General features: G+C 60.8%; 11 protein-coding genes. 6 read left to right on the forward strand and 5 right to left on the reverse strand.

Features of this window, described 5'->3' with window-relative positions; all coding sequences use genetic code 11:
* Positions 1-19: 19 nt before the first annotated feature.
* The 4 genes from AC4BBN_RS15770 (at position 20) to AC4BBN_RS15785 (ending at position 2,130) form a co-directional block, all read left to right on the forward strand.
* Positions 20-532 (forward strand): ferritin-like domain-containing protein, encoded by a 513-nt coding sequence (locus AC4BBN_RS15770; RefSeq protein WP_490593638.1) that lies wholly within the window; start codon positions 20-22, stop codon positions 530-532.
* Positions 533-624: 92 nt separating this feature from the next.
* On the forward strand, positions 625-945 hold the full coding sequence (locus AC4BBN_RS15775; RefSeq protein WP_490592952.1) for a BON domain-containing protein: 321 nt from the start codon (positions 625-627) through the stop codon (positions 943-945).
* A 45-nt stretch (positions 946-990) separates the two neighbouring features.
* The gene (locus tag AC4BBN_RS15780) at positions 991-1,206 is read left to right on the forward strand and encodes a CsbD family protein (protein WP_490592953.1); all 216 of its coding nucleotides are present in this window, start codon (positions 991-993) and stop codon (positions 1,204-1,206) included.
* Between the two features lie 153 nt (positions 1,207-1,359).
* Positions 1,360-2,130 (forward strand): exodeoxyribonuclease III, encoded by a 771-nt coding sequence (locus tag AC4BBN_RS15785; protein ID WP_490592954.1) that lies wholly within the window; start codon positions 1,360-1,362, stop codon positions 2,128-2,130.
* Positions 2,131-2,186: 56 nt separating this feature from the next.
* Here the strand turns inward: AC4BBN_RS15785 and AC4BBN_RS15790 are convergent, their stop codons facing one another.
* Positions 2,187-3,731, reverse strand: a complete 1,545-nt coding sequence (locus tag AC4BBN_RS15790) for a putative bifunctional diguanylate cyclase/phosphodiesterase (RefSeq protein WP_490592955.1) — start codon at positions 3,729-3,731, stop codon at positions 2,187-2,189.
* The gene (locus AC4BBN_RS15795) at positions 3,724-4,290 is read right to left on the reverse strand and encodes a heme NO-binding domain-containing protein (protein WP_490592956.1); all 567 of its coding nucleotides are present in this window, start codon (positions 4,288-4,290) and stop codon (positions 3,724-3,726) included. The genes AC4BBN_RS15790 and AC4BBN_RS15795 overlap by 8 nt, the downstream gene beginning before the upstream one ends.
* Positions 4,291-4,612: 322 nt before the next feature.
* Here AC4BBN_RS15795 and AC4BBN_RS15800 point away from each other — a divergent pair, with 322 nt between their 5' ends.
* Positions 4,613-5,281: a hypothetical protein gene (locus tag AC4BBN_RS15800; RefSeq protein WP_490592957.1), complete on the forward strand. Its 669-nt coding sequence runs from the start codon at positions 4,613-4,615 to the stop codon at positions 5,279-5,281.
* A gap of 153 nt (positions 5,282-5,434) precedes the next feature.
* On the opposite strand, the gene AC4BBN_RS15805 is transcribed toward AC4BBN_RS15800, so the two are convergent.
* From AC4BBN_RS15805 to AC4BBN_RS15815, 3 genes are all read right to left on the reverse strand, one after another.
* Positions 5,435-7,672 (reverse strand): NADP-dependent isocitrate dehydrogenase, encoded by a 2,238-nt coding sequence (locus tag AC4BBN_RS15805; RefSeq protein WP_490592958.1) that lies wholly within the window; start codon positions 7,670-7,672, stop codon positions 5,435-5,437.
* Positions 7,673-8,100: 428 nt separating this feature from the next.
* Complete coding sequence (locus tag AC4BBN_RS15810) at positions 8,101-8,403, reverse strand: protealysin inhibitor emfourin (RefSeq protein ID WP_490592959.1); 303 nt, start codon at positions 8,401-8,403, stop codon at positions 8,101-8,103.
* A gap of 22 nt (positions 8,404-8,425) precedes the next feature.
* Positions 8,426-9,478, reverse strand: a complete 1,053-nt coding sequence (locus AC4BBN_RS15815; protein WP_490592960.1) for a M4 family metallopeptidase — start codon at positions 9,476-9,478, stop codon at positions 8,426-8,428.
* A gap of 491 nt (positions 9,479-9,969) precedes the next feature.
* Here AC4BBN_RS15815 and AC4BBN_RS15820 point away from each other — a divergent pair, with 491 nt between their 5' ends.
* Complete coding sequence (locus tag AC4BBN_RS15820) at positions 9,970-12,498, forward strand: hypothetical protein (RefSeq protein ID WP_490592961.1); 2,529 nt, start codon at positions 9,970-9,972, stop codon at positions 12,496-12,498.
* The last annotated feature ends 11 nt before the right edge of the window (positions 12,499-12,509 follow it).

Consider the following 12,509-nt stretch of genomic DNA (forward strand, 5'->3'; position numbering starts at 1 on the left):
TGCCGCTGAACCTGGCCGTATGGAGCTCGACACGGTTGCCATGGAGGCAGCCAAGCACAGCCTGGACCAAGGCTCGATCACGCCCCACTACGGACCGTGGCGTGAGGACATCATCCAACTGCTAAACGACTCGCTGGCTACTGAACTGGTGTGCGTACTGCGCTACAAGCGCCACCACTTCACCGCCCAGGGCCGGGCATCGGCCAAGATTGCAGAAGAATTCCTGGTACATGCCAACGAAGAATCAGCCCACGCCGACCGTTTGGCCCAGCGTATCGTGCAGTTGGGCGGAGAACCCAACTTCGCACCCGACTCTCTCAGCAAGCGCAGCCATGCCAGCTATGACGATTCCGCAGACCTGACCGACATGATCCGCGCCAACCTGGTTGCCGAGCGCGTCGCCATTGAAGCCTACAGCCAGATCATCGCCATGATTGGAGACAAAGACTCCACCACACGGCGCCTGATCGAAGATATCTTGAGCGACGAGCAAGAGCACGCCGAAGAACTCAAGGACTGGCTCGGCGCCTAGCCGAGCAGGATGCATCCACCCACAAGTGGACTCGCAAACCTCACTATCCCCCGGTTGATTGCAACCAACTTATTCACCACAGGAGCCTCACCATGTACTTCAACTTACGCACCACTATCGCCACCACCATTGCCGCCGCAGCCCTGCTCACCATGGGCGGATGCGCGGTCAGCCGTGGCCAACAAACCGTCGGCGCTTACGTTGACGACGCGTCCATCACCACTGGCATCAAGGCCCGCTTTGTAGAAAACAAGGATGTGGACGCCACCGCCATCAGTGTTGAAACACTGAACGGCACCGTGATGCTGTCCGGCTTTGCCAAGAGCTTGCGTGAAAAGACCGCTGCGGAAAGTATTGCGCGCAGTGTCAGCGGCGTGAAGGCCGTGAAAAACGAAGTAGCTGTGCGCCCCTAAGCCCAGCCGCTATCTGAATCCCCAACTATCCTGAAAGGACATGTTATGAACTGGGACCGCATTGAAGGCAATTGGAAGCAAGCCACTGGCAAAGCCAAGGAACAGTGGGGCAAGCTGACCGATGACGACCTGAGTGTCATCGCGGGCAAACGCGACCAACTGGCCGGCAAGATCCAAGAACGCTACGGCGTTGCCAAAGACGAAGCAGAGAAGCAGCTTTCAGCCTGGGAAAAGCAGGCCGACGACTCCTGGTTCAAATAGTTTCCTGTGCCCTCGGTTGTATGCCTTTCAAGGCCGCAACCTTTCAACGCCCCTGGTCGCTTGCGCCCAGGGGCGCTTTTCATGGGGCAAGGCACTTTGGCGTGGCGCAAGACAGAATAAGATCCAGGCCCTGTTCTTCTTCCCTGCTAAGCCATGCAACTCGCCACCTGGAACGTCAACTCTCTCACCGTGCGCCTGCCCCAGGTCCTGGACTGGCTGGCAGCCAACCCAGTCGATGTACTGGCGCTGCAAGAAACCAAGATGACCGACGACAAGTTCCCGCATGCGGCCTTTGCCGAAGCCGGCTACCAGGCGCAGTGGTTTGGTCAGAAGACCTATAACGGCGTAGCCCTGCTGAGCAAGACGCCAGCGACCGATGTCGTAAAAAATATTCCGGGCTTCAGCGACGAGCTGTCGCGCGTCATCACTGGCACCGTGGATGGCGTGCGCGTCATCGGGGCCTATTTCCCGAATGGACAGGCGCCGGGTACCGACAAGTTCGACTACAAAATGCACTGGCTGAAGGCCTTGCGCGACTGGATCAAGGCCGAACTGCTGATCCACCCGCAGCTGGTGCTGATGGGCGACTACAACATCACCTTCGACGATGCCGACGTGTGGGACCCTGTGGGCTTGAAGGACACCATCCACTGCACCGACGAAGAACGCTACCACCTGCAAGCGCTGGTAGCGCTGGGCCTGACCGATTCCCACCGCATGTTCCCGCAGCCCGAAAAAAGCTACTCATGGTGGGACTACCGCGACTTCGGCTTTCGCCGCAACCGGGGCATGCGCATCGACCATATCCTGGTCAGCCCCGCACTCAAACCGCTTGTCAGTGCCTGCGTGATCGACAAAGTGCCGCGCAAGAACGAGCGCCCCAGCGACCACACACCTGTCGTCGTGACAATCAATACGCTATAAATTCAATAGCTGTATGCGCAGGTATTACCTGCGCTGCAAGCCGATAAAACGCTTAATCAATGCGTGTCTGCGCGTGTGAACAAGGCCGCCAGATCGCGCTGAGGTCGCGCATGCAGAAAGCCTTGCTGGGCCGCGCAACCGGCCTCCAGCAGGTAGCGCGACTGCTGCAGTGTCTCCACGCCTTCGGCAACCACCTGGATCTTCAAGCGCGCGGCCAGAGCCAGAATACATTCGGTCAGCGCACGTGCGGACTCGTCATGTTCCACGTCCATGCTCAGGGTGCGGTCCAGTTTGAGGAAGTCGCACGGTAATTGCCGCAGCAGCGAGAAGTTGGAATAGCCCACACCAAAATCATCGATCGCAATACGGATTCCCTGGGCATCGAGCGCAAACAGCATAGAGCGGGTCAATTCAGTGTCATGCAGCAGCGCGGTTTCGGTCAACTCAATCACCAAGGCCCGAGCCGGGAACCCGACCTGGGCCAGCAGCAAGGGTAGCGCACGCAATGCCCAGCCTGCGTTGAACTGGGTGGGTGACACATTCACCGTGAGGTAGTCCATGGCTCCGCTGATCACCAGCGGCAGCGCTTCTGGCAAGGCGCGGCGAAGCATGTTCTCCATCATCACGTCAAGCAGGCCCAGCTCTTCCACGGTGTTCAGAAAAGCCGGGGGCGACCGCACCTCGCCACCGGGCACATGCCAGCGTGCCAGCATCTCCGCGCCCGTGTGGCGCCCCTGGTCACAGCGAAAAACGGGCTGGAACCAGGGTTCAATATGGTCGGCCAGCACGGCCTCACGCACTTCGGTTTCATGCCGTGCGCGATGCTCCACGGCGACACGCAAGTTGGACTCGTAGCAGGTCACGCGGGCACGTCCCATGCGCTTGGACGCGTACAAGGCCAGGTCTGCATTGCCCAGCAGCTTGTCGGCCAGCTCATTGGGCAGCTCGGCCGACGCCACGCCAATGGAGCAGTAGCAGGGAATGCTGACGCCATTGAATACCACCGGGCGGCACAGCACGGCCAGCAGCCGCTGCGCCAGCCGCAGCCCGTTGTGCTGGGCACCTATATTTTTGGCGATGACGGCGAACTCATCCCCGCCCAGGCGGGCAACCAGATCTCCGGTGCGGCCCGCGTCATCCGGGCGCAGAGCATCTGACAGACGGCGGGCCATCTCCACCAGTACCGTGTCGCCGGCCTGGTGGCCCTGGGTGTCGTTGACATCCTTGAAGTTGTCCAGATCAATCAGCAACAGCGCCACGCCGGCCCGTATCGCATGCGTATTGCGCAAGGTGTCGTCCAGCCTGCGGGTGAATGCGGCGCGGTTGGCTATGCCGGTCAGGGCATCGGTTTCGGCCAGCTCCACGGCGGCCTGGCGCGCGGTGCGGAGCTCCTCGGTGCGTACCTCCACGCGCTGTTCCAGATCGTTGGCCAGCGCGCTGAGTGCCAGATTGGCATCAAACAAGGCGCGTGACTTTTCTTCCAGCAGATGCTCCGCCTCGGCACGGGCACGCCGCTCCCGGTCCAGCCGCGCCTCCATGCGGCGCAGGCGCTCTGCCAGCGCGGTGGCGCTGAGGTCGGGCATTGAGGGAGCGTTAGACATGGGCCGGTGCGTCACCAGTCAAGTCGATCACGAAGCGCACCACCGGTCCGTTCGCACTGTCGCGCAGCTGCTGCTGCTGAACGCGCACCTGGACGCCGAAATGCTGGGCTGACCCTTGGATCAACCCCACGGCAAGATCGCTCATTTGGCGCGGACTGCGGTAGTCCAGCACCAGGCGTGAAGGCGTGCGCTCGCAGGCGGTAAAGCTGGGCAGCTCGGCATCCGGATACAGCTTTTTCACCTCTTTGTGGATGTGTTCTTCTATGCTTTCCAGAAAGTCGAAAAAATGGCCGCAGCGTGCAAAAAATGCGGGGTAGCCCTTGGCAAAACTGCCACTGAGGTAGACGCCAAAAGCCTGCACCAGTGTCGGTATGGCCTGGCCCGTCTGCTGCGCCAAGGCATTGCACAAGGCCACCAACTCACCGTGGTCGTAGGTGCCCACGGACGTGTATGCACCGCCACCGGGCAAGGCACTGGCGTCGATGATGTCGTCCACCGTATCTTCGCCATAGCGCTGGGCTACAAAGCCAAGAAACTCGGTAAAAACAATACCTTTCACAGTTTCTCTCCATCGAAGTGAATCGCGTGCAGGTGCCAAACAGTGTATCGACTTACGCCGCCTGCGGGGATGCCTGGTGAGGGAGGTCTGGAATACCCAGGCCATATGCTGCCGTGCACATAAGCCAAGTACAAAATAGCGTTCCAGCGCAATCAGAATCTGCGCCAACCGCTATATATTCAAGAGCAACCAGGTTTTAGCGTGGCACCTCTAAAACAAAGCACGCCGCTTCCCACAACAGCCCCGCACGTCCGCATAATGGGGCCGCCCCCCGCGCTGTGAAGGCGCGGATACTTCCATCCATGGACCAGCAGCACGCCACATGTTTGCATTTCTCAAAAGATTCCAGCGCCCCGCAGCCGTGACCGCCCAGCCCAAAGCGGAACCACCTTCGCGGCGCATGGACCTGGAGGAGCGCAAGGCCTACCGCAAGGAGCGGCTTTACCAGTCGATCCGAGAGTCTTTTTTGTCGATGGAAGTGGTGTCGAATATGTACCGCTTCAAGCTCATGCCGGTGGACGAGCGGCACCACCGCTTCATCGCCATGGTGGATGTGGCAAAGTCGTTTGCCGCCGGGGCGCACGGCAAGGGCAAGAGTTTTGCGGCCATGGAGCAAAGCCTGCGCACCGATGCCTTCAAGCGCTATGGCGTGTTGATAGACGGCGTGTACTGGCGCGTCAGCGAAACCGAGGACCAGTTTGAGCGCCGCACCCGCGCGGGCGACCCTGCGCGCAGCGGCAGTTTCGAGCCGCCCAAGCCGGTGGCGCCTGTCGCCAGCACCGCCGCCAATGACCACCCGCCCACGCCCATACTGTCGCGCCGCACCTACCAGCCGATCTCGGCCGCCGAGCAAGCGGCCTTCATGGAAGCCTTGCAGCGCGGCAAGACGCCGCCCCCGGTACGCGTGGGCGAGCAGGAATACCTGTCCGACCTGATGCCTCTGGAAGGCGGCAGCCTGACCGGCGGCACCCAGTACGGCAAGCTGCACTAAGCATTTAAAGAAAATCAGGCTCTGGCGCAGATTCTGCCTGCGCGAGCAGCTACCAGTTCAATAGCACACAAGAAAATGCCACACGGCAGCCTGGGCTGGCGTGTGGCACGTATCCGCATGGCGGCGCTGCGCGGTCAGCGCAGCGGGTGGCTATCAGGCCGCGACGGTTTGCAGCGCTGCGTTCAGCGTGGCGCTGGGGCGCATCACAGCATCGGTCTTGGCGACGTCAGGCAGGTAGTAGCCGCCGATGTCCACCGCGTGGCCTTGCACCGCATTCAGCTCAGCCACGATCTTTTGCTCGTTCTCTGCCAGCAACTTGGCCAGGGGGGCAAAGCGGGCTTGCAGCTCGGCGTCGTCCGTTTGGGCTGCCAGGGCTTCAGCCCAATACAGCGCCAGGTAGAAATGGCTGCCACGGTTGTCGAGCTGACCGGTCTTGGGCGAAGGGTTCTTGTTGTTATCCAACAGCTTGCCGGTGGCGGCATCGAGCGTCTTGGCTAGTACCTTGGACTTGGCGTTGCCGGCCTTGATACCGAGGTCTTCCAGGCTAACGGCCAGGGCCAGGAATTCACCCAGCGAATCCCAGCGCAGGTGGTTTTCTTCCACCAGCTGCTGCACGTGCTTGGGGGCCGAGCCGCCCGCGCCGGTTTCGTACATGCCGCCGCCGGCCATCAAAGGCACAACCGACAGCATCTTGGCCGAGGTGCCCAGTTCCATGATGGGGAACAGGTCGGTCAGGTAGTCGCGCAGGATGTTGCCGGTAGCACTGATGGTGTCCTGGCCGCGGATCACGCGCTCCAGGGTGTAGCGCATGGCACGCACCTGGCTCATGATCTGGATGTCCAGGCCGGTGGTGTCGTGCTCGTGCAGGTACATCTTGACCTTGGTGATCAGCTGCGCTTCGTGCGGACGGTAGGCGTCCAGCCAGAAGACCACGGGCATGCCGGAGTTGCGTGCACGGGTGACGGCCAGCTTGACCCAATCGCGGATGGCGGCGTCCTTGACCTGGCACATGCGCCAGATGTCACCGGCTTCCACGTTCTGGCTCAGCAGCACTTCGCCAGTGGCCAGGTCGGTGATGTTGGCCACGCCGTCTTCGGCGATTTCAAAGGTCTTGTCGTGCGAGCCGTATTCTTCGGCCTGCTGGGCCATCAAACCGACGTTAGGCACCGTGCCCATGGTCTTGGGATCGAAGGCGCCATGCCACTTACAGAAATTGATGATTTCTTGGTAGATGCGGGCGAAGGTGGATTCAGGCATGACAGCCTTTACATCCTTCAGGCGGCCATTGGCATCCCACATCTTGCCGCCGCTGCGGATCATGGCGGGCATGGATGCGTCCACGATCACATCGTTGGGCGAGTGGAAGTTGGTGATGCCCTTGGCGGAATCGACCATGGCCAGCTCGGGGCGGTGCTCGTGGCAGGCGTGCAGGTCACGCTTGATCTCGTCTTGCTTGCTTTGTGGCAGGGTGGCAATCTTGTCGTACAGATTGGCCATGCCGTTGTTCACGTTCACGCCCAGTTCGTCGAACAGCTTGGCGTGCTTCTCGAACGCGTCCTTGTAGAAGATCTTCACGCAGTGACCGAACACGATGGGGTGGGACACCTTCATCATCGTGGCCTTGACGTGCAGCGAGAACATCACGCCGGTCTTGTGTGCGTCTTCGATTTCTTTTTCATAGAACTCGACCAGCGCCTTCTTGCTCATGAACATGCTGTCGATGACTTCGCGGTCCAGCAGCGACACCTTGGGCTTCAGGATGATGGTCTTGCCGCTCTTGGTCAGCAGTTCCATCTTCACGTCGCGGGCCTTGTCCAGCGTCAGGGATTTTTCACCGTGGTAGAAGTCGCCATGGTGCATGTGCGATACGTGCGACTGCGATGCCTGGCTCCACTCGGCCATGCTGTGCGGATTCTTGCGGGCGTATTCCTTCACGGCCTTGGGGGCGCGGCGGTCAGAGTTACCTTCACGCAGCACGGGGTTTACCGCGCTGCCGGTGCACTTGGAGTAGCGCGCACGGATGGATTTTTCTTCGTCGGTCTTTGGGTCTTCAGGAAAATCGGGAATCGCGTAGCCCTTGGCTTGCAGTTCCTTGATACAGGCTTGCAGCTGGCCCACGGAGGCGCTGATGTTGGGCAGCTTGATGATGTTGGTGTCGGGCAGCAGGGTCAGGCGGCCCAGCTCTGCCAGGGTGGCGGGAACCTTCTGGTCGTCCGACAGGAATTCGGGGAACTCGGCCAGCACGCGGGCTGCTACAGAGATGTCGCTGGTCACCACTTCGATGCCGGCTGCCGCTGTGAACGACTGGACGATGGGCAACAGCGAGTAGGTTGCCAGACGCGGCGCTTCGTCGGTCAGGGTGTAAAAGATCTTGGATTTTTCGGCAACCATGGTTCGTCCTCTAGTGCATTTAACAAATGTGTGAGCCGCTCGCAGCGGTTAAGCGGAGTCGCTTGCGCGACCGCCACATCCCAAGAGTCTACTTGAGGGTGCATGTGCTTCCAGACAAGGAGCAATGTGCTAACACAGAAATAAACCGTCAAATATGCATTTGACGCATACAAACCATGCACAGTAAGCTATATTTTATATAGCATTCAAACCGGTGTACCAACCCGTCTAGCGTACTTTTCACCCACCGCAGCGCGGGTGAAATAGCCCAAGGCAGGGGCCACACCCTGCGGACTAAACAGGATGTCTAGCGTCCCGATACCGCTTTAGCCGGATGCATCGCACACCTTGGTGAAACCCTGGAACAGGATGGCAAAAACTGCGTCCAGCGCAAATGCCACGGCCATAGCCAGCTATGTTTTATATAGCTACAACAACCCATCCTTCACGCAGCGGACCAGCGCCGCCGGCACGTCGGACTCAGGCACCTCAATGGTTTCTGCGCCCTGGGCGCCGGTGCGCGAGATGCGGTAGCGAAAGCCATCAGCCACCGGTGGCGCGGCACGGCTGGCCTTTTTGCCTGTGGCGTACCGCTGAAACAGGGCATCCAGTGCACTGTGTTCCTCCGCACTCAAGGCACTGGCGGCCAGCTCGCCCCGGCTGGCGATGCGGGCGCCCGGCCCGCCGAAGCCGGCCAGCCCCCCTACCCGCTCGATTTTCAATATAGCCATATCGTGCCCATGTGAGGTGTGGTTACAAGCCTACCGCCAGCCACGCCTGGTGCACGGCGACGTATACCGCAGGCTGCGTGGGATAAAGGCTTTTTGCCAGCTTGCGGGTGCGGTTGGCAAATACCTTCATCTTCATGCTGGGACTGGGGGCGAAGCCCGTCAAGGCCTTGTACCAGATCTGTCCGGCCACCTCCCAGCTATACCCGCCCAGGGCCATGGCCGCCTTGTAAAAGGCGAAATTGGGTATGCCGCTGCTGTAGTGCGGGTCCATGCCGGGCTGGTATTGCGAATACTGTGTCGGCTGCGGTGACAGGCAATGCGCGGCGGCCGGGTTCGCCAGGTCGCGCAGGCAGGTATAGCCCTTGGCTCGGGCGCCCTTGCCCATGATGTCGCTGCCTATCAGCCAGTCTGCCGCAGTGACGGTCTGCTTCTTTTCCCACTGGCGGAACATGGAGCCAAACACGTCCGAGGCGCTCTCGTTCAAGCCACCAGGTTCGTTGGCGTAGGCAAATTGCGCACTGAACTGGGTGACGCCGTGGGTCAGCTCGTGGCCAATCACGTCGTTGCCTTTGGTGAAGTCCACAAAGATATTGCCGTCACCGTCGCCGTAGGTCATCTGCGTGCCGTTCCAAAACGCATTGTTGTATTTCACTCCGTAGTGGATGCTCGATTGCAGAGCCATGGCCTGGTTGTCCACCGAGTTGCGGCCGAATATCTTGCGGTAAAAGTCGGCCACTGCCGTGGTTTCCGAAAATGCGCGCTTGGCGGTTTGGTCGGCAGAAGTGCCAGGGTTGGGCACAAACGTGCCGGGCAAATGGGTGCTGGTAGCGCAGTTATAGACCGTGATGGCCGGCAAAACGCCAGCCGCCGCCGTGGCTGCTGCCACCGTGGCCGTGCCAGACAGAGAGCGAAGCGCCAGCGCATTTGCCACCGAGGCGGCAGAACGCACTTTGCGCCAATACGCCTCGAATTCGGCCATGTTGGCAAAGTTCTGCCGCTCGGCTGCCGACAAGCTCTTGTCCTTGGCGAAACGCTCCAGCACATCCTTTGGAACAATGAAGCAGTGACATTGCATAGAACCCCCGTAGTTGTTGGTGTAGAACCGCCCGCTACATGCCGCCAACCGTGGTGGGCGATGCCACGGTGCGGGCCGACTCCTGGCGGCCCCCTGTAGTTGTAGGCGGGCCTGCAAAATCCGCTGCCGGGATTTCCATAACAAGAGGGATAGGTTCACAGCTTGCACAGCGCCAGCTTTACCAGCAGGCAACACAGCCGCCACGGCAAGTAATCTGTACGAAAAGTGTCTGTAGCGCTTTCATTTACTGCGCATACAGCTATTTTTTCCATAGCAAAATAATCCAAGAAACACTAGCACGCCACGCCGGCTGGAGGTGCTGCCCACACACCGGTCCGCAGCCGCAGGCCGCACCCGCGCTTACCAGAACTTTACTTTTCGACAAAGAAGGCGCAATGTTTACAACTTGCGAATTCGATAACTAGTAGGCAAAAGCCGCATGTTTTACACAGCGGCTGGCTTGTTCTGTGCAGGGTCAACAGGAGATGGCAATGGCATCGAATGGCTGTAAAACAAGAACCCCTTGGCTGCTGGCGTTGGCGTTGACGCTGGCGCTGCTGCTGGCGGCCTGCTCCAAAGGCCCGGAACCCGGCACCGTGCTGGACGAAGCCCTGCTAGCCGGACGCGACGGCAAAAGCTTTCCCCATGCCAGCGAGGACTACTTCCACGATATGGACGGCGCCGTGGCCCTATCGCCCGCAGAAGTCACCGGGCGCAATATGTGGCTGGTCTGGACCGGCGGCAACGACCGTCTGTGGGACCACATGACGGACTACACCTTTGGTGCCTTCGACCTGCTGAAAATGGTCAGCTCCCACCCCAGCCAGGGCTACACCCGTGACAGCCGCTGGGACTATTTAGGGCTGGTCAACGAACCTTGCTTCGACAAGGCTTCTGGCCCCGACCCCAAGCACCAGGGCCTGTGGCTGGACCAGCGCAGCAAGGGTTGCGCCCCCGACCCGTTTGAGAACGCCAGCAAATACCCTGGCGTAGCCACAGGTGCGCGCGGCAAGCCCCTGCCGGTGGGCTCGTTCTACGGAGAGGCCACCGGCATCGTGGGCCTGCGCCTGTTCCCCAATCCGGCGTTTGACGAAAAAGCCGCCAAGGAATGGAACGCCGACAAGTACTACACCGACCCGAAGTACTACAACCGCCAGGACCTGGTGCGGCCTTACCGCGTGGGCATGTCCTGCGGCTTCTGCCATGTGGGGCCCAGCCCGGTGAACCCGCCTGACGACCCAGCCCACCCCAAGTTCGCCAACCTCAGCTCGTCGGTAGGCGCGCAGTACATGTGGGTAGACCGGCTGTTCATCCACAACGCCAACAAGCCCGAGGGGCAGAAGAACTATATGTTCCAGCTGGCGCACACCTTCCGCCCTGGCGCCATGGACACCTCGCTGATCTCCACCGACAGCATCAACAACCCGCGCACCATGAATGCGGTGTACGACTTCGCATCCCGCATGGGCGTCGCCAAAAACCTGTGGCATGAAAAGCTGAACGGCGGCGAGCGCGACAACAAGCAGTTCAACGACTTCTTCACCAGCGGCCCTTTTTCCAGTCTCACCGAGTTCTACGACAAAACCAGCGGCACCACACGCACGCCCCATGTGCTGAAAGACGGCGCAGACTCGGTCGGCCTGCTGGGCGCGCTGAACCGCGTGTACCTGAACATCGGCCTGTTCAGCGAGGAATGGCTGCTGCACTTCAACCCCGTGGTCGGCGGCAAAGCCATCACGCCGATCCAGATCGCGGTGGCGCAAAAGAACTCGGGCTACTGGCAGGCTACCGAGGCTGGCACGCCCAATACCGCGCTGTTCTTCCTCAAGGCCGCGCAGCCCGACCATTTGAAAGACGCCCCCGGCGGCGCCAGCTATTTGGCCGAAGACCGTACCACCGTGGAGCGCGGCAAAACCGTGTTTGCCGACACCTGCGCGCGCTGCCACTCCAGCAAGGCCCCCACTCCGCCCCCGGAGCTGGCGCTGGACCCGGACAAATGCGCCGGCGCGGGTTACCTGGCCTGCTTCAAACGCTATTGGGGATGGACGCAAACCGATAGCTACAAGACGCAGATGCGCCAGATCGTACAGGCGCCCGATTTTCTGCATGGCAACTACCTGTCCACCGAGGCCCGCATACCGTCCACACTGCTGCGCACCAATGTCTGCAGCCCGCTGGCCACCAATGCCCTGGGCGGCAATATCTGGAACGACTTTTCGTCCACCTCCTACAAGCAGCTGCCATCGGTGGGCACGGTCACATTGAGCGACCCGTTCACCGGCGACCCCGTGCCCTACGCCATGCCGGCCGGCGGACGGGGCTATACCCGCGTGCCATCGCTGATCAGCATCTGGTCCACCGCGCCTTTCCTGCTGAACAACAGCCTGGGGCCATTCGACTCCAGCCCCTCGGTCGCCAGCCGCATGAAAGTGTTTGACGCCTCCATCGAGCAACTGCTTTGGCCCGACAAGCGCGAGCGTGACAGCCTGCTGGGCAACAAAGTGCCCGGCACCATAGACCGCACCACCCAGCGCAGCGAGGTCATCGTCCCTGACGGCTTCATGCCCGATGCGCTGCAGCCGCTGCAAGGCATGCTGCACCGCTGGTTCCCCAAGCTGGTCGGCTCGGGCAGCGACGTGGTGCTGGGCCCCATCCCCAAAGGCATGCCGGTGAACCTGATCGCCAACCTCAAGCTGCGCAGCGAAAGCGACGACCTGGGCGACAAAGCCGCCCAGGTGCGCGACGTGACCGAGATGGTGGTCAAGCTCAAGGCCGACCTGCTGACCGCGCCCGAGAACGCCACGGACGAGCAGCTGCGCGACAAGTTCGCCAACCTGCGCGCACCCATGCTGCGCCTGAGCAAATGCCCGGACTTTGTAGTCAACCGTGGCCACTACTTTGGCACCGCTGCATTCAATGAACAGGAAGGGCTGAGCGCAGACGAGAAGTCATTCGGCACCGAACCGGTGTTGAGCGACGACGACAAGCGCGCGCTGATCGCCTTCATCAAGACCTTTTGAACACCCATAGC

It is taken from the genome of Rhodoferax sp. SPJ21 (assembly GCF_058216335.1).